Below are 16,810 nucleotides of genomic sequence, written 5' to 3'. Positions count from 1 at the left end.
TACGTGGACTATCCGAAAAGTGTTCCCAGCGTAGGGCTGTTGAACGGAAAGTTTGTCGATGAGAACCCCGTCACGGGCCAAGTCGGCTCAATGATTTCTTCCGATTGGGGTAATGCAGTGACCGACGAATTGCTCAACGTGATTCGTGCAGGAGGGGAAGAGCCGGCCGAGGCCGAGCATGACCAGTTGCTGGCGGCGATCAAGGCGATCGTGCGTGATTCGATCCCACCGGAGAAGATCCGCACCACCCTGGCCGATTACGGGATCACCGATGCCTATACCAAGTCGGTGACCTATACCAAGGCGGAGATCGAGGCGCTGTTGAAGAACATGTCGGCCTTGCCGGTGGGGGCGATGGTGCCGTTTCCCAAGGGCACGGTGCCGGCCGGATTCCTGGAGGTGGATGGCAGTGTGCAGAGTGCTGCGACCTATCCGGATCTGGCGGCTTATCTGGGGACTATGTTCAATACCGGGGGTGAGGGGGCGGGTAACTTCCGCTTGCCTGAGTCGCGAGGCGAGTTTTTGCGGGGTTGGGATCATGGGCGGGGGGTGGATGCTGGGCGGGCGGTAGGCAGCTGGCAGGCCGATGAGTTCAAGAGTCATACACACTCAGTGAAGGACAGCTCGAGTGCTGGAAATGTGTTTGATTCTTGGGTTTATGGTGATACTGGAAATGGAGTCACCGACGACGAAAATCTAAAAACCAATCCAACAGGCGGAATTGAAACCCGCCCTCGCAACCTGGCGGTTATGTGGTGCATTAAGGCCTGGAACGCTCCCATCAACCAGGGGAATATCGACATTTCCGGTCTGGCTGCGAACGTTTCAGCGTTAGAGACCCGACCTCGGGGCTTGGGTGATGGACAGGCCTGGCAGAATGTTACGGCCAGTCGCGTTTCAGGCACTGTCTACACCAATACTACGGGGCGCCCGATTCAAGTTCAGGCATCTATTACGACCGGTGCGGTTACTGCAACTTGCGGTGGTGTGGCCGTGGCAACTTCTGCCTATCACGCATCGTTCGTGGTGCCGGTCGGAGCAACTTACTCAGTAACTTTTGGTAGTCCAGTCAATCCAGTTTGGTCGGAGTTACGTGCATGAAGTATTTTCATAATCCCGAGACAAACCGTGTCCATGCTTACGATGACGATGCCCCCGCGCATTTCATATCCAGCCAGTTGATCCCGATGTCCGAAGAGGAAGTTCGGCTCCACATAGAAAGTGCGACGGCGCCGTCACCTGTATCGGTAGGAGAGCGTGTCTGGCGTGATTCAGCACTGGATTCGGTGAGGTGGTTGCGTGAGCGGCACCGCGATCAGTTGGAGATCGAAGTACCTACAACGCTTGCCAGTGCACAGTTCAAGCAACTGCTTGTGTACATGCAGGCCTTGCGTGACTGGCCGCAATCGCCGCACTTCCCCGACTCTCAGTACCGCCCTGTCGCGCCATCCTGGGTTACTGAACAAACTGAATAAACGCCCCGTACCGCCGGGGCGTTTTCTTATCCGACCTGCAAACACTGACCATGCCAATAACCGAAGAACAACTGCTGCAAATCATGCCTAACGCCCGCCGCCAAGCGGGCGTTTTTGTTTCTCCACTCAACACCGCCATGGCCAAGCGGCAGATCGATACGCCGAAGCGCCAGGCGGCTTTTCTTGCTCAGATCGGACACGAATCCGGGCAGCTGCAATACGTACGCGAATTGGGCAGTGATCAATACCTGAGCAAGTACGACACGGGCTCTCTCGCCGCACGCCTGGGCAACACCCCAGAGGCCGACGGCGACGGTCAGCGGTATCGCGGGCGTGGGCTGATCCAGATCACCGGGCGCAGCAACTATCGCCAGTGCAGCCTCGGGCTGTTTGGCGATGAGCGTCTGCTGGAGTTGCCGCAGCTGCTGGAGCAGCCGCAATGGGCCGCCGAGTCGGCGGCCTGGTTCTGGGAGCGCGGTGGGCTCAATGCGCTGGCTGACCGCGATGAGTTCAACAGCATTACCCGGCGGATCAATGGTGGCCTGAATGGCTTGCAGGAGCGCCTGCAACTCTGGGCCAGGGCGCGGGCGGTGCTGTGTTTGCCGGTGGTGTGAGGGCTGCCGTCTGAAGGTCCTGCGGACCTTTTCGCAGCCTGCGGCAGCGGCTACAGGTTTTTTTGGCAGGCTGGGTGATTCATTTCCTGCCCGCCTCAGGAGGGCTTGATGAATATCCGTGGCTGGCTGGCCATCGCTGTGGCGGCCGGGTTGCTTTATGCACTCGGCTACGTCAGCGGTGCCGGCAGTGAGCGCAGTAACAACCAACGCCTCGATGAGGCTCGTCTCAAACAATCCTTTGAACAAGGCCGGGCCCTGGGCACGGTCAGGGAAAAGGTGGTGGTCGAGTACGTCGACCGTATCGTCAAGGTCTATCAGACGGGCGCCACCATCACCAAGGAGGTTCCTGTCTATGTCTCGAAAGCGGCTGATAGAGCCTGCGTTGTGCCTGCTGGTTTTGTCCGGGTGCACGACGCCGGCGCCGCCAACCTGCCCGTGGCCGGAGGCCCCAGCGTCACTGATGGCGCCGCCTCGGGCCTTGCACTCTCTACCGTCGCCGCCAGCGTCGTCGACAACTACAGCGAATGCCACGCCAATGCCGAGCAATTGAAGGCGTTGCAGCGGTGGGTGCGCGAATCCCAGGCTGTGCTGCGCAGCACTACGGAGATGTTGCTGCAGCCCTGAGAGCAGGTTGTCGATCAACTCTCCGGCTCCACTGGAGCCGGCCGGGTTGGGTTGCATCCAGGTGGAAGGGAGGAGTGACAAGGTGACGGCCAGTGACAGCCAGTAAAAGTGCTATCGCATCAGCGATGCAGGACATTGGCTTATGGCCTCGGGTACTTGGGGATTTATATGAAGTTCGCCTTATTTGGCCGTTTCAGGATTGCCGAATGCGCACGGCTTTGTTTGAAAAATGAGCATGTACGCTCGGAATGAGAACTACTGGAGAAGTTATGCAGAATACTAAAAATATCTTGCTGATGAGCTTGTTTGCACTGATCGGGATTTCCCTCAATGTGAGTGCAGAGACGGCCATGTCGTGGAACCTGGCAAGGGATGTAATGCTGGCCAAGGAGAGCGTCGTGGCGAACTCGCCCTGGACATTCATGCAGAACACATCAGGGGTGAATAAGCCTGAAAACTATACGTTGCTACCTTTCTTCAAGGCGGACGACTGCACTGCTCAACCTGTGACCTGTTGGCAGGATCCGGTATCAGGGGCTCACGTATCGGTCCACTTCAAGACTTATACATTCACTGGAAACGGCAGTTTTGTTATCGCTCCGGGCAATGTGGCGTTTCACCCCGGGAAAAATAGCCAGACGGTTATCCGCTGGAGCAGCCCGGTCGTTGGTGAGGTAAATGTTCTCGGGCGTGTCAACAGCATTCACGACAGCTGTGGCGATGGGGTTGCCTGGTCCCTGAATTTGGATGACTCGGTTCTTCAGTCGGGTAGCTTGGCCAGAGGTACGGGAGCTGTTTTTTCGGTAAGCAAGGTGCCTGTCAGCAAGTTGTCGTCCATCTATTTTGTCCTGGACAAGAAGGCCAATTACTCTTGCGATACCAGCACCATCGACATGCTGATCACCAAGTGACGTGCCTCTATCAGTGGTTCTGGAGGCCGCGCGTGATTGTCGAAGCTGCGCAAGGGAGATAGACCGGTCCAAGAGTACTCAACTCTGATTCCGATCTGACAGCCTGTCACTTGCAAGCCACCTCGCCTGGTGTACGGTAAGCACACGCCAGCCCCATCAGGAGAGGATTGTGAAAGAAATCACCCAGCTTGCCGCTGAGCTCGGCAGGCGTTTGCAGGTTCTGAATGCCCACGTCACCACCGCGGAGTCCTGCACCGGGGGAGGCATCGCCGAGGCGATCACGCGGATCCCTGGCAGTTCGGCCTGGTTCGAGGCCGGTTATGTCACCTATTCCAATCGCCAGAAGACCCTGCAATTGAATGTACCGGCCGATTTGTTCAATTCGGTCGGCGCTGTCAGTCGTGAAGTGGTCGAGGCCATGGTCCGGGGGGCACAGGCCAGGAGTCATGCGCATTTTGCCGTGGCGGTCAGCGGTATCGCCGGGCCGGATGGCGGTTCTGCGCAGAAGCCTGTGGGCACTGTGTGGCTGGCCTGGGGGGCGGGAGAGACGCTGACCACCGAGTGCCGGCACTTTCCGGGAAATCGCGATGAGGTCCGCCGACAAACGGTGAAGGCCGCGCTAGAGGGGTTGCTGCAACATGCTGCGGCAGAAATCGCAAATCAGGGGTAGGCGATCCTCGAGCGCTGTGGAATAATACTGGCTACTTATACAGGTGTTGGCCGTCAGGCCTTATTGATTACGTGAGGACTTTAATGGACGACAACAAGAAGAAAGCCTTGGCTGCGGCCCTGGGTCAGATCGAACGTCAATTCGGCAAGGGTGCCGTAATGCGTATGGGCGATCACGACCGTCAGGCGATCCCGGCCATTTCCACCGGCTCTCTGGGTCTGGACATTGCTCTGGGCATTGGCGGTCTGCCAAAAGGCCGTATCGTTGAAATCTACGGCCCTGAGTCGTCCGGTAAAACTACCCTGACTCTGTCGGTTATTGCCCAGGCGCAGAAAGCCGGTGCAACTTGTGCGTTCGTCGATGCCGAGCACGCACTGGATCCGGAATACGCCGGCAAGCTGGGTGTGAATGTTGACGACCTGTTGGTTTCCCAGCCGGACACCGGCGAACAGGCCCTGGAAATCACCGACATGCTGGTGCGTTCCAACGCGGTTGACGTGATCATCGTCGACTCCGTGGCGGCCCTGGTGCCCAAGGCTGAAATCGAAGGCGAAATGGGCGACATGCACGTGGGCCTGCAAGCCCGCCTGATGTCCCAGGCGCTGCGCAAAATCACCGGTAACATCAAGAACGCCAACTGCCTGGTGATCTTCATCAACCAGATCCGCATGAAGATCGGCGTGATGTTCGGTAGCCCGGAAACCACCACCGGTGGTAACGCGCTGAAGTTCTACGCTTCGGTCCGTCTGGACATCCGCCGTACCGGTGCGGTGAAGGAAGGCGACGAAGTGGTGGGCAGCGAAACCCGGGTCAAGATCGTCAAGAACAAGGTGGCTCCGCCGTTCCGTCAGGCCGAGTTCCAGATTCTTTACGGCAAGGGCATCTACCTCAACGGTGAAATCATCGATCTGGGCGTGCTGCACGGCTTCCTGGAGAAATCCGGTGCCTGGTACAGCTACCAGGGCAACAAGATCGGTCAGGGCAAGGCCAACTCGGCCAAGTTCCTGCAGGACAACCCGGAAATCGGCAACGCGCTGGAGAAGCAGATCCGTGAAAAACTGCTGACTGCATCGCCAGACGTCAAAGCCAACCCGGTCAAAGAGACCGAAGACGATATGGCCGACGCTGATATCTGATTGATCCAATGACCGCCGTACTCGATACCCTCGTCGCGGTGCGGCGAACCGCAATGGACCTGCTCGCAAGACGCGAGCACGGTCGTGTCGAGCTGACGCGTAAACTGCGTCAGCGCGGCGCCCCTCCTGAAATGATCGAAGCAGCCCTTGACCGTTTGACGGAAGAAGGCCTGCTGTCCGAATCCCGTTATCTCGAAAGCTTCGTTTCCTACCGTGCCCGATCCGGTTACGGGCCCATGCGTATTCGTGAGGAACTGGGCCAGCGCGGCTTGCAGCGCAGCGATATTGATCTTGCGCTGCGCGAGTGCGGTATCGATTGGCAGGAACAATTGCGTGACGTCTGGCAGCGCAAGTTTGCCGGGCGGTTTCCTGCAGATGCTCGAGAGCGTGCCAAGCAAGGACGTTTCCTGAGTTATCGCGGGTATTCCATGGACATGATCAGCCGCTTGTTGAGTGGCCGAGGCATGGACGACTGAAGCCGTACCCGCTGCATAACGCAGCGGGCTAGGGCTGGGGTCAGTTGGCTTTGCTGGTTTCTCGTGCCCGTTGCGTTGTTTGGGGCTGAGGCCTGGCCCAGTTTTCCGGCAGGTTGATGAAGTCGATCAGCTCGCGCAGGCGACCGTTGTCGCGAGCATTGAAGGCGAATGACAGCCGCGCCAGATGGCTGAACTGCACTTCGTCGTGTTCCTCCCCGCTGTAGGCATGCTGTTGAAACTGACCACTCAGGCACAGGTCGGCGAATGCTGTCTGCATCTGCTCCAGCGCCTGCTCATTGAGGTTGTAGTTCATGCGGATGACGAACTGCTGCTTGAGCCAGCGGCTGGAGTGGAAGTTGGCATAGAACTGCTGGATTTCCTGCACCGCTTCTTCAGTGCTGTGCACCAGGCGTACCAGCTTCATGTCACTGGGCAGAATGTAGCGATTGGCTTCCAGTTGGTTGTGGATGAAGTCCAGGGCGCCTTGCCAGAACTGTCCACCCGGCATGTCCAGCAGTACCACGGGTACCAGCGGGCTTTTGCCGGTCTGAATCAGGGTCAGTACTTCCAGGGCTTCATCAAGGGTGCCAAAGCCGCCTGGGCAAAGCACCAGTGCGTCGGCCTCCTTGACGAAGAACAGCTTGCGGGTGAAGAAAAAGTGGAACGACAGCAGGTTCTCCGTACCGCCAACGGTGGGGTTGGCATGCTGCTCGAAAGGCAGGGTGATGTTGAACCCCAAGCTGTGCTCCAGGCCTGCACCATCGTGGGCGGCGGCCATGATGCCCCCGCCGGCCCCGGTAATGACCATCAGATCCGAGCGGGCCAGGGCCGCGCCCAGCTCTCGGGCCATGGCGTATAGCGGGTGTTCACTGGGGGTGCGTGCCGAGCCGAAGACCGTCACTTTGCGTCGGCCCTTGAACTGTTCCAGGACACGGAAGGCGTGCTCCAGTTCGCGCAGGGCCTGCAGGGTTATCTTGGCATTCCAGCGATTGAGGTCATCCTCGGCCATACGCAGGACGGTGAGCACCATGTCGCGGTAAAGAGGAAGATTCGGGCTGTTGGGGGCTATCTGGTTGAGTTGCGCTTCGACCTGGTTCGTCAGGTCGACGCCGTTGCTCTGAAAATGACGACTTAACAGGTCATTCGATTGGTAAGGCATTCAGCTTCTCCTTCTGCACAGAACCTTGCGCACGATCGAGATATTCGAATGTGCCACGACACTGCCTGTGTCGCTGCCTGCTCAGCCCAGCGAATGAGCGAATTTCCGGACCCGATCACAGCTGACAATCGCTGGGCAGTGTTGGGGTCATCCACAGAGGTCCTGCTTTCCTTTATTTGAGAACATTTGCACAGCAAGACGCACAAGGACGGCCTCCTCAACCGTCCGCAAGCCGTTTCGGACCATGGCTTGATCATGTGCCCATAAAGTCTTGGCTGGCAACCGCTTGTTCGCGGTTTTCCCCAGGCTGGCACCGCTGGTCAGGAGGGGCGGCAAGGGATGACGGCTCTGATTTACTAAGGTGCAGCGTCTGGCGCAGGAGCAGGGGCCGGAGAGAGGCAGGCGGGTTCTGGGCCATGCAGGCCCAGAGCAGGGAGGCAGGGGATGAACATTGTCACGCTGGAGATTGATCCGCAGTTGTATCAGCTGCTGCAAGCCGCCGCCGCTGACCATCAAATAAGCCTGGAGGATGAGTGCCGGCGCCGATTGGCAGCACAGGAGCGGCCATCGCGATACCTACAGGCCCTGGTCGCCGAACTGCGCGCCGATGATCAGCAGCGGCGCGCCGCTCGTTCGTGATTACTTTTTCTTGGGCGTGCTTTGCGCCGGGCAATCCGACTCCTGAAAGCGCGCCGAGGCCACCGGGCGATTGGTGCGGTTTTCAGTGAACTCGTAACGCATGATGGCGCCTTTGGCCATCAGCTTGCGGTAGTTGGGATTGCGGCAGACGCTTGCCCCAAGCTGCAGGTAGACCGCCTTGGGATTGGCGCGCATCTGCTCGGCATGGCCAGACTGCACGCTGAGGTGGTTGATCAGTTCCTTGCCTTCAACGGTATAGCCCTGGTCGAGAATGTTCTCGTTGATTTCCCGAGGAGTGCCGACGTTGCTTTCCGCAGCGACCTTCTCCAGCATTTTGCCCAGTTCGAATTCTTGCAGGGACGCAGCTTGGGCACCCAGGGGCAGGGCCAGCAGAAGGGCGACGGTAGGAATGGTAAAGCGCAACATGAAACTCTCCTGGTGCAGTGACTGATGCTTCGACCAGCCACTCGACTGTGCGTTCAGTGGCGACGAATTATAGGGGGAGAGGCCGCAGGGCGGTACAGGTTTGAACAGATAGCTCTGATAAACTTGTCCGACTTTTTACCCTCTTGAGTGTTTGTCGTGTTGATTTCTGTTTCTTGCTGGCATGTCCTGCGATGAGTCATGCGGTTTCCCGTCTACGTGATCTGCGGATGGCGCGCGTGGCCAAGCCCTTTTTCGCACGTGGCTCACGGGCTGAACGCTGCCCCCGCTGCCGAGTGATTCCCAGCCATTGCCTGTGTGCCTGGCGACCGAAAGTCGTTGCCCGGTCAGCCATGTGCCTGGTGATGCACGACGTCGAACCGCTCAAGCCGAGCAATACCGGTTGGCTGATTGCCGATGTAATTGGCGACACAACGGCGTTCAGCTGGTCGCGTACTGAGGTCGACCCGCAACTGCTGGCGTTGCTGGCCGACCCGCAGTGGCAGCCCTATATCGTATTTCCGGGCGAGTTCGTCGCGCCCGAACGAGTGGTCAGCGAAGTCAGGCAGGAGGAGGGCAAGCGGCCGCTGTTCATTCTGCTGGACGCTACCTGGAGCGAGGCGCGCAAGATGTTCCGCAAGAGCCCTTACCTGGAGCACTTGCCGGTTCTCAGCCTGTCCCCGGAGAAGCTCTCGCGCTACAAGCTGCGTCGCTCCAAGCGTGATGATCACTTCTGTACCGCTGAAGTGGCGGCGTTATGCCTGGAACTGGCCGGCGATGAGCAGGTCAGCCAGGTACTGGATGCCTACCTCGATGTGTTCAGCACCCATTACCTGTCAGCGAAGTTCCAGAAGGCCATCGATCCGGATGACGATGTGCATGCCCGGCTCAAGCCCTTTGTGTAGTCGTGCTGGAATGAGGCTTTTGTGGCCATAGCTGGGCTACCAGCATGCCGCTGAGCATCAGCGCGCAGCCGAAGTAGCCGCGGGCCTGCAGCGACTCATCCAGCAACCAGGCCCCGGCAATGGCGGCAAATACCGCTTCCAGGGACAGAATGATTGCCGCGTGAGAGGCGATTGCGTCCTTTTGGGCAATCACCTGCAAGGTGTAGCCGATACCGACGGCCACCACCCCGCCATAGAGAATGGCCGGCCCGGCGCTGACAATCGCTTCCCAGCGAAGCGGTTCCAGGCACAACGCCAGGATCAGGCTGACCACCGCGCAGGTGGCAAATTGCAGGAACGCCAGGCGAATCGGGTCATGACGGCCGGCGAAAACTCCCACCAGAATCACGTGCCCACCCCAGACGAAGGCGCCAATCAACTGCAGCCAGTCTCCCGAGGCAACGTGGAAGCTGTCGCTGACGCTCAGCAGGAACATGCCCACCACCGCCAGCACGGCGCCGAGCCAGGTACCCAAGCCAGTCTTGTGGCCAATCAGCAGCCCCAGAAGCGGCACTACAATGACATAGAGCCCGGTGATGAAACCTGCATTGGTGACGGTGGTGAACATCAGCCCCACCTGTTGCAGATTGATGCCCAGGGCCAGGGCCAGCCCCATGAGTACGCCGCCCAGTAGCAGCCCACGATTGAGCAAGGGTTCGGGCTGACGATCCGTGGGTGTTTTACGCAGCACCAGCGGCAAGAGGCAGAGTGAGCCCAGGGCGAAGCGCAGGCCGGAATAAAGGAAGGGGCCGATATGATCCATACCGGAAGTTTGTGCGACAAACGCCGAGCCCCAGATCACCGCGGTAATCAGCATCAGGACATCGGCACGCAAGGCTTGGCTGCGCATGATGGCTCTCTTATTAGTTAGCCAGCTAAGATGCCGCAAAGCTTCACGCTTGACCACCCTGGCTTGGCTGGGCATGCTTGGCGCCGATTAGGGCGCCGGCGCTGTTTGAACCACTGTTTTGCTCAGGCTTTTCGCGGCGTTCGTGCTCTTTGGGTGCGGTATTCTGGCGTGCCTCCGTGTTGCTTTGGTGAGGGCTGAATGCATCAGTCCTGCCATGAAAAACAGGATCATTTGAAAAATGGCCACATACGAAATCCTGATTGCCGATGATCACCCGCTTTTTCGCAGTGCACTGCATCAAGCTGTCACCTTGGGCCTGGGCCCTGATGTGCGTCTGGTGGAAGTGGCAAGCATTGCCGAACTGGAAGTGCGACTCACCGAAAAATCCGACTGGGATCTGGTCCTGCTGGACCTGAACATGCCCGGTGCCTACGGTTTTTCCGGTCTGGTGCTGTTGCGCGGGCAGTATCCGCAAATTCCGGTGGTGATGGTTTCGGCGCAGGAAGAAGCCTCCGTCATGGTGCGCTCCCGAGAGTTCGGCGCCAGCGGTTTCATTCCCAAATCCAGTTCCCTGGAAGTCATCCAGCAGGCCGTGCGCAGTGTGCTCGACGGTGATGTCTGGTGGCCGCCCCAGGCGTTTGAAGAGGTTAGTGTCTCAGCCGAAGCCAAGGCCGCCAGCGAAGGCCTGGCTAGCCTGACGCCCCAGCAGTTCCGGGTTCTGACCATGGTTTGCGAAGGGTTGCTGAACAAGCAGATTGCCTACGAACTGAGCGTGTCGGAAGCCACGATCAAGGCCCACGTGACGGCGATCTTCCGCAAGCTCGGGGTGCGTACCCGGACCCAGGCAGCGCTGCTCTTGCAACAACTTGAGTCAATTTCCAGCCATTAACCGGCTGTTTGTTCACGCTTTTTTGACTTTGGTTGAACTAGCTTCCCCACTTCTTTTTCTTCAGTTGCCCAGCTTATGTCGCCTTTCAAAGGTCAAACCGGTCTCAAACGTATCCTTAACGCCGCCGGCTATTCGTTCGATGGCTTGCGCGCGGCGTTCACTGGCGAGGCGGCATTCCGTCAGTTGGTGCTGCTCAATGTGATCCTGATTCCCCTGAGCTTCCTGCTCAATGTCAGCCGGGTCGAGCGTGCGCTGTTGATCGCCGTGTGCCTGCTGGCGCTGATCGTCGAGCTGCTCAATTCGGCGGTGGAGGCGGCCATCGACCGCATCTCCCTGGATCGTCATCCCTTGTCGAAAAACGCCAAGGACATGGGCAGCGCGGCGCAGTTTGTCGCTCTGAGCATGATCACCATCGTCTGGGCGGTGATCCTGATCTGAATCAGGGAATGCTTGGCAGGACGATTTCGTCGCTGCGTTGTACCCCGGCGGTAAAGGCGCGACACAGTTCCAGGAATTCGCGCATGGCCGAGGTCTGGTACTTCTGCTTGTGCCAGATGAAGTAGAACTGCCGGGCCAGGTCCAGGCCCGGGGTTTCCACCGGCACCAGGCTGCCGCGGCGAAACGCATCGCGCAGGGCCAGCCGGGAAATGCAGCCAATCCCCAAACCCGACTCCACCGCACGCTTGATGGCTTCGGTGTGCTCCAACTCCAGGCGGATGTTCAGTGCACTGCGGTGGTGACGCATGGCCTGGTCAAAGGTCAGGCGCGTCCCGGAACCCTGTTCGCGAAGGATCCAGGCTTCATGGGTCAGTTCTTCCATGGTGGCGTGGCCGCGCTTGGCCAGTGGATGCTGGGGCGCGCAGAACACCACCAGTTCATCTTCGACCCAGGTCTGGACTTCGATATCCGGATGGCTGCAGTCGCCCTCGATTAGACCCAGATCAATTTCGTAGTGGGCCACCTGTTGCACGATATGCGCAGTGTTCTGCACATGGAGCTTCACCTGGCTCTCCGGGTGCACCTGCATGAAACTGCCGATCAGCAGGGTGGCCAGGTAGTTGCCGATGGTCAGGGTCGCACCCACCGAAAGCGAGCCGAACCCGGACTTGCCGTTGAGCAGGTCTTCGATCTCCTTGGCCTGGTCCAGCAGGGCCACTGCCTGTGGCAGCAGCTGTTTGCCCAGGGCATTGAGGCTCAGGCGCTTGCCCGCGCGATCGAACAGCTGGCAACTGGATTGGCGCTCGAGTTCGGTGATCGAGGTACTGGCGGCCGATTGCGACAGGGACAGCAGCCCCGCAGCACGAGAAACGCTCTCTTGCTGGGCGACGGCGACGAAGACTTGCAGTTGACGGAGAGTAAATCGCATATCGATATAACCGATAACCCTTATCTTAATAATCCAGTTAACAGATATTGTCGCCGCCATTAGAATGCTGTGCAATTGCGCTCATGGTCAGCGCAGGCAATTTCTAGGAGCCCCCGTACATGAGCAACATGAACCACGAGCGTGTCCTCAGTGTTCATCACTGGAATGACACTCTGTTCAGCTTCAAGTGCACCCGCGATCCGGGTCTGCGCTTCGAGAACGGTCAGTTCGTGATGATCGGCCTGCAACAGCCTAATGGCCGTCCGCTTATGCGTGCCTACTCCATTGCCAGCCCGAACTGGGAAGAGCATCTCGAATTCTTCAGCATCAAGGTTCCAGACGGTCCGTTGACTTCCCAACTGCAGCATCTGAAGGAAGGCGACGAGATCATCATCAGCAAGAAGCCAACCGGTACCCTGGTACTGGATGACTTGAAGCCCGGCAAACACCTGTACCTGCTCAGCACCGGCACCGGCCTGGCGCCGTTCATGAGCGTGATCCAGGATCCGGAAACCTACGAGCGTTTCGAAAAAGTGATCCTGTGCCACGGCGTACGCTACGTCAACGAAGTCGCCTACCGCGAGTTCATCACCGAGCACCTGCCGCAGAACGAGTTCTTCGGCGAAGCCTTGCGTGAAAAGCTGATCTACTACCCCACCGTGACCCGCGAGCCGTTCGAGAACGAAGGCCGCCTGACCGACCTGATGCGCAGCGGCAAACTGTTCCGCGACATCGGCCTGCCGCCGATCAACCCGCAGGACGACCGCGCCATGCTGTGCGGCAGCCCGAGCATGCTGGATGAAACCAGCGAAGTGCTCAACAGTTTCGGCCTGACCGTTTCGCCGCGCATGCGCGAGCCGGGTGACTACCTGATCGAGCGTGCATTCGTCGAAAAGTAGGAGCGAGCGTGCTCGCGAAGACCGTCCAGGCAGCGCATTGGTGCTGACTGGGCGGATTCTCCCGGACACAGAAAAGCCCGCGTTGCCTGGAAAGGCAGCGCGGGCTTTTTCGTTTCCAGGGTTCAGCCCGCCGGGACCACTTCCAACACTCGGATCAGCCCTGGCTCGGGGTAATGCCAGCGCACATCCAGATCCCAGAACTGGGCGCCGTACTCACGCTCGGCCGTGGGCACCTGGTAGGCCGGACGCGGATCCTGAGCCAGGCACTGCTCGATCAGCTCCACCAGGGGCTCCTGCAGACGCTGAGCGTGGATCTGAGCCTGTTGCAGGGCATTGTCCTGCCACTGCACCGGAATAATCTGCGGCGCGGCGCTGGCGATCTCATTGCTCGCCGTGGCAATGATGTCGGCGTAGGGCACGTAGGGCTTGATATCGAGGATCGGCGTACCGTCCAGCAGGTCGATGCCGGAGATCCACAGGCGGTTGGCCTCGACCTTGTCCAGCTTGACCACCGACTGGCCGATGCCATTGGGGCGATGGGTGGCGCGGGTGGCGAAGACCCCCATGGACTTGTTGCCCCCCAGGCGCGGCGGGCGCACCTTGAGTCGCGGCTTGTCCTCCAGGGCCTGGTGAAACAGGAATAGCAGCCAGACGTGGCTGACCTGCTCCAGCCCTTGCACCGCGTCGCCCTGGTCGAAAGGCGCCACCAGTTCCAGCACCCCGCGCGCGGCCGTAGCCAGTTGCGGTTGGCGCGGGATGGCGAACTTCTCCTTGAAGCAGGAGCGCACGAAGCCGATGGGGGAAACGCTGTAGGTCATGTTCTGGGGTCGAGGCTGTAAGGGGAGGGCATGATAACCCGTTCGCTGGCAAGCCAGCTCCTACAACACCCGCGCCACCTGTAGGAGCCGGCTTGCCGGCGAATTGCACAACATCAATCAGAGACTGAAGCCGCCATCCAGAGGAATGATGTTGCCGGTCATGTAGGCCCCCGCAGTGCTTGCCAGGCTGATGGCCAGCGCGGCCATTTCCTCTTCCCGGCCCCAGCGTTTCATCGGGATCAGCGCCACGTCTTCGGCCAGGGCCTGTTCATCGTTACCGATGTGCTGAGTCATCTTGCTGGGAAAACGTCCCGGCGCGATGACATTGACGTTGATGTGCTGGCTCACCAGCTCCCGGGCGAGGATCCGCGACATCTGGTGCAGCGCCGCCTTGCTCGGGCCATAGGCGTAGGCCTGTTCGCCGAATGAGCTGATTCCGGCCACCGAGCCGATATTGATGATGCGCGCCGGATGGGCCGCCGAGCCGGCACGGCGCAGCAGCGGCAGCAACTGCTGGATACAGCTGAACACCGAAGTCACGTTCAATTGCATGACCTTTTCCCAACCCTTGGCCGGGTAGCTTTCCAGTGGCGCGCCCCAGGTCGTGCCGGCGTTGTTCACCAGGATGTCCAGGGAGTCGAGTTGCTGGCCCAAAGTGGCGGCAAGCTGCTGCACGCCTTCCTCACTGGCCAGGTTGGCGGCCAGCCCCCGGCACTCTCCGAATGCGGCCAGTTCCTCGGCGACCTGCTGGCAGGCGTCGGGATCACGGGCGCAGATATACACCCGGGCGCCGGCTTCGACAAAGGCCTTGGCAATCATCTTGCCGATACCACGGGTGCCGCCGGTCACCAGGGCGGTGCGGCCTTGCAGGGAGAAATAGGGATGCATGGGAAGTCCTGAGCAGATAGGTGTGTGCCTACCCTAGTCTTCAGGCGCTTGCCGGGGAGCCACTATTGCCTGGGGCAATAGCGGCTCATCAGGGCCGCTGAGAATGTACAGCGGCCGCGCAAGGGGTTCAGCCGCGTACGCGCAGGGTCAGGCCCTTGAGAAAGTTGCGCAGCAGCTGATCGCCGCACGGGCGGTAGTTGGTGTGGCCGAACTTGCGGAACAGCGCGCTCAGTTCCGGCTTGGACACCGGGAAGTCGGCCGCCTTGAGCACGGCGTGCATGTCGTCTTCCTTGAGTTCGAAGGCCACTCGCAGCTTCTTCAGAATGATGTTGTTGGTGACCGGCAGTTCGATCGGCATCGGGGGACGGCTTTCGTCCTTGCCGCGCTTGAAGATCACCAGGCCATCGAGGAAGTGCGCCATGACTTCGTCCGGGCAATGCACAAAACCTTCTTCCTCATCCTTCTTCAGGTAGCTGACGACATCGTCCAGGCTGACCTTGAAGCCGGTGAGCTTGATGATCTCGACGACCTTCTTGTCGCTGATGTCGAGCATGTAGCGCACGCTGCGCAGTACATCGTTATGAATCATGGTTACAGTCCTGATCAATGCGCGTGGAGCGCCGCGCAAGGGCACGGCGTCTGAATGGGGGCGGCTTTAGAACTTCTCTTTGGCCGACAGGTAGCGCCACTGGCCCAGCGGCACCTTGCCGATGGACACGCCGCCGACTCGTATGCGGCGGATGGCGACGACCTTGAGGCCGACGGCCTGGCAAAACAGCGCAATCACGCCCGGCTGCGGGTTCTTCATGGCGAAGCGCAGGCGGTTCTCGTTCTGCCAGCTGGCTTTTACCGGTGGCAGCTCGCGGCCTTTGTAGGTCAGGCCGTGGTTCAGGCGGTTGAGCCCGTGGTCGATCATCTCGCCTTCGACCTCGACCACGTATTCCTGCTCGATCTTGGCCGCGTCGGCAGTCAGCTTGCGCAGCACTTTCCAGTCCTGGGTGAACACCAGCAAGCCGCTGGCGTTGGGCTGCAGGTCATCGCTGGCGGTCAGGCGCAGGAAATGCCCGCGCAATGGACGTTTGCCGTAGCGGTGTTCTTCGGACAGGCTGTCAGCGCCAATGGACTGCATGGCGCTGTCCAGGTCCTGGCCGGCAGGCACGTTGAGCAGGATGGTCACAGGCTCCGGCGCGGTGGCCTTGGCCTCGGGGTCCAGAGCGACGGTTTGCGCGCCGACCTTGAACTGCGGTTCGTCGATGACTTCGCCGTCTACGGTGACCCAGCCGCCCTCGATGAACAGCTCAGCCTCCCGGCGGGAGCAGCCGACCAGTTCGATGAGGCGTTTGGAGAGACGAATCGGGTCAGTCATGACAGGGGCCGTAACAAAAGAGGGCAGCTATTGTACCTGCCTGGCGCCGGTTAATCGCGGGTCCATTTGCCGGCTGTGGCTTTTAGCCGCGCCTGGCCTGCAGTTGTGCCTGTTTCAGGCGCATGTGCAGCAGCGGGTAGGGCTGGCCCATGCCGTCCTGCTCCGAGCGCCCGACCACTTCGAAGCCTTGCCTGAAGTAGAAGCCCAGGGCTTGGGGGTTCTGCTCGTTGACGTCCAACTGCTGGGCATTGAGGTGTTCCACCGCGTACTGCAGCAGCTGGCGGCCCAGGCCTCGACCCCGATGGGCCGGGTCGATGAAGAGCATTTCCACCTTGCCCGCCGCGACCCCGGCAAACCCGGTGATGCGCTGGCGTGCATCGCGGGTGCAGATCAGCATCACCGCGTCCAGGTAGCGGGTCAGCACCAGGTTGCGCAGCAACTCTATATAGCTGTCCGGGAGAAAGTCGTGGGTGGCACGCACCGAGGCTTCCCAGACCTGGGTCAGTTCCGGGTAATCGCTGAGTTTGGGTGTATGCACGACCGAGTGTTGGCGCATGCCGCCTGCCCCTGAAGTGATAGGCCGCAGTGATTGCAGGCCTGGCAGAGCAAACGATAGACCGAAAAAAGCCCCGCATCTCGTGGCGAGAGCGGGGCTTGGCAGTT

The 16,810-nt window shown here is 59.8% G+C and carries 22 protein-coding genes; 13 read left to right on the top strand and 9 right to left on the bottom strand.

What is annotated here, in order from left to right:
* Nucleotides 1-3: 3 nt before the first annotated feature.
* From M2395_RS15120 to recX, 8 genes are all read left to right on the top strand, one after another.
* Complete coding sequence (locus tag M2395_RS15120) at nt 4-1,101, top strand: phage tail protein (protein ID WP_015634370.1); 1,098 nt, start codon at nt 4-6, stop codon at nt 1,099-1,101.
* On the top strand, nt 1,098-1,475 hold the full coding sequence (locus M2395_RS15115; RefSeq protein WP_041116261.1) for a phage tail assembly chaperone: 378 nt from the start codon (nt 1,098-1,100) through the stop codon (nt 1,473-1,475). The genes M2395_RS15120 and M2395_RS15115 overlap by 4 nt, the downstream gene beginning before the upstream one ends.
* Before the next feature lie 50 nt (nt 1,476-1,525).
* Complete coding sequence (locus M2395_RS15110) at nt 1,526-2,089, top strand: glycoside hydrolase family 19 protein (RefSeq protein WP_015634371.1); 564 nt, start codon at nt 1,526-1,528, stop codon at nt 2,087-2,089.
* Nucleotides 2,090-2,197: 108 nt separating this feature from the next.
* A complete protein-coding gene (locus M2395_RS15105) occupies nt 2,198-2,713 on the top strand; it encodes a hypothetical protein (RefSeq protein ID WP_041116263.1) in 516 nt (171 codons plus the stop codon).
* Between the two features lie 269 nt (nt 2,714-2,982).
* Complete coding sequence (locus tag M2395_RS15100) at nt 2,983-3,624, top strand: hypothetical protein (protein WP_041116265.1); 642 nt, start codon at nt 2,983-2,985, stop codon at nt 3,622-3,624.
* A 169-nt stretch (nt 3,625-3,793) separates the two neighbouring features.
* Nucleotides 3,794-4,294: a CinA family protein gene (locus M2395_RS15095; RefSeq protein ID WP_011059578.1), complete on the top strand. Its 501-nt coding sequence runs from the start codon at nt 3,794-3,796 to the stop codon at nt 4,292-4,294.
* An 83-nt stretch (nt 4,295-4,377) separates the two neighbouring features.
* Nucleotides 4,378-5,430, top strand: a complete 1,053-nt coding sequence (recA, locus tag M2395_RS15090; protein WP_011059579.1) for a recombinase RecA — start codon at nt 4,378-4,380, stop codon at nt 5,428-5,430.
* An 8-nt stretch (nt 5,431-5,438) separates the two neighbouring features.
* Nucleotides 5,439-5,906: a recombination regulator RecX gene (gene recX, locus M2395_RS15085; protein ID WP_011059580.1), complete on the top strand. Its 468-nt coding sequence runs from the start codon at nt 5,439-5,441 to the stop codon at nt 5,904-5,906.
* Nucleotides 5,907-5,946: 40 nt separating this feature from the next.
* Here recX and M2395_RS15080 read toward each other — a convergent pair whose 3' ends face one another.
* Entirely contained in the window at nt 5,947-7,065 is a 1,119-nt protein-coding gene (locus tag M2395_RS15080) for an LOG family protein (RefSeq protein WP_011059581.1), read from the bottom strand.
* Between the two features lie 444 nt (nt 7,066-7,509).
* Here M2395_RS15080 and M2395_RS15075 point away from each other — a divergent pair, with 444 nt between their 5' ends.
* Nucleotides 7,510-7,704 (top strand): hypothetical protein, encoded by a 195-nt coding sequence (locus M2395_RS15075; protein WP_123430168.1) that lies wholly within the window; start codon nt 7,510-7,512, stop codon nt 7,702-7,704.
* On the opposite strand, the gene M2395_RS15070 is transcribed toward M2395_RS15075, so the two are convergent.
* Complete coding sequence (locus tag M2395_RS15070) at nt 7,705-8,130, bottom strand: quorum-sensing-regulated virulence factor family protein (RefSeq protein ID WP_011059583.1); 426 nt, start codon at nt 8,128-8,130, stop codon at nt 7,705-7,707.
* Nucleotides 8,131-8,321: 191 nt separating this feature from the next.
* Here M2395_RS15070 and M2395_RS15065 point away from each other — a divergent pair, with 191 nt between their 5' ends.
* The gene (locus M2395_RS15065) at nt 8,322-9,032 is read left to right on the top strand and encodes a tRNA-uridine aminocarboxypropyltransferase (RefSeq protein ID WP_011059584.1); all 711 of its coding nucleotides are present in this window, start codon (nt 8,322-8,324) and stop codon (nt 9,030-9,032) included.
* On the opposite strand, the gene M2395_RS15060 is transcribed toward M2395_RS15065, so the two are convergent.
* A complete protein-coding gene (locus M2395_RS15060; RefSeq protein WP_053156644.1) occupies nt 9,016-9,921 on the bottom strand; it encodes a DMT family transporter in 906 nt (301 codons plus the stop codon). The two genes, M2395_RS15065 and M2395_RS15060, sit on opposite strands and share 17 nt — an antisense overlap.
* A gap of 238 nt (nt 9,922-10,159) precedes the next feature.
* Here M2395_RS15060 and erdR point away from each other — a divergent pair, with 238 nt between their 5' ends.
* Both erdR and M2395_RS15050 read left to right on the top strand, forming a co-directional pair.
* Nucleotides 10,160-10,810, top strand: coding sequence for a response regulator transcription factor ErdR (gene erdR, locus M2395_RS15055; RefSeq protein WP_011059586.1), 651 nt, complete (start codon nt 10,160-10,162; stop codon nt 10,808-10,810).
* Nucleotides 10,811-10,885: 75 nt separating this feature from the next.
* Nucleotides 10,886-11,248, top strand: coding sequence for a diacylglycerol kinase (locus tag M2395_RS15050; protein ID WP_011059587.1), 363 nt, complete (start codon nt 10,886-10,888; stop codon nt 11,246-11,248).
* A 1-nt stretch (nt 11,249) separates the two neighbouring features.
* Here the strand turns inward: M2395_RS15050 and M2395_RS15045 are convergent, their stop codons facing one another.
* Entirely contained in the window at nt 11,250-12,176 is a 927-nt protein-coding gene (locus M2395_RS15045) for a LysR family transcriptional regulator (RefSeq protein ID WP_011059588.1), read from the bottom strand.
* A 119-nt stretch (nt 12,177-12,295) separates the two neighbouring features.
* Here M2395_RS15045 and fpr point away from each other — a divergent pair, with 119 nt between their 5' ends.
* The gene (gene fpr / locus M2395_RS15040; RefSeq protein WP_003198368.1) at nt 12,296-13,075 is read left to right on the top strand and encodes a ferredoxin-NADP reductase; all 780 of its coding nucleotides are present in this window, start codon (nt 12,296-12,298) and stop codon (nt 13,073-13,075) included.
* 122 nt (nt 13,076-13,197) lie between these two features.
* Here fpr and tsaA read toward each other — a convergent pair whose 3' ends face one another.
* The 5 genes from tsaA to M2395_RS15015 all read right to left on the bottom strand — a co-directional run bounded on the left by tsaA (nt 13,198) and on the right by M2395_RS15015 (nt 16,703).
* The gene (gene tsaA / locus M2395_RS15035; RefSeq protein WP_123430169.1) at nt 13,198-13,893 is read right to left on the bottom strand and encodes a tRNA (N6-threonylcarbamoyladenosine(37)-N6)-methyltransferase TrmO; all 696 of its coding nucleotides are present in this window, start codon (nt 13,891-13,893) and stop codon (nt 13,198-13,200) included.
* A 117-nt stretch (nt 13,894-14,010) separates the two neighbouring features.
* Complete coding sequence (locus tag M2395_RS15030) at nt 14,011-14,781, bottom strand: SDR family oxidoreductase (RefSeq protein WP_053149360.1); 771 nt, start codon at nt 14,779-14,781, stop codon at nt 14,011-14,013.
* A 127-nt stretch (nt 14,782-14,908) separates the two neighbouring features.
* The gene (locus tag M2395_RS15025; protein WP_077933436.1) at nt 14,909-15,370 is read right to left on the bottom strand and encodes a DUF1456 family protein; all 462 of its coding nucleotides are present in this window, start codon (nt 15,368-15,370) and stop codon (nt 14,909-14,911) included.
* A gap of 66 nt (nt 15,371-15,436) precedes the next feature.
* Entirely contained in the window at nt 15,437-16,147 is a 711-nt protein-coding gene (locus M2395_RS15020) for an rRNA pseudouridine synthase (RefSeq protein WP_015634380.1), read from the bottom strand.
* Between the two features lie 82 nt (nt 16,148-16,229).
* Nucleotides 16,230-16,703 (bottom strand): GNAT family N-acetyltransferase, encoded by a 474-nt coding sequence (locus M2395_RS15015; protein WP_077933437.1) that lies wholly within the window; start codon nt 16,701-16,703, stop codon nt 16,230-16,232.
* Between the last annotated feature and the right edge of the window lie 107 nt (nt 16,704-16,810).

The sequence above is a fragment of the Pseudomonas sp. BIGb0176 genome, from assembly GCF_024810175.1.
Taxonomy (GTDB): Bacteria; Pseudomonadota; Gammaproteobacteria; order Pseudomonadales; family Pseudomonadaceae; genus Aquipseudomonas; species Aquipseudomonas protegens.
This window is presented reverse-complemented; position numbering and strand designations above follow the sequence as displayed.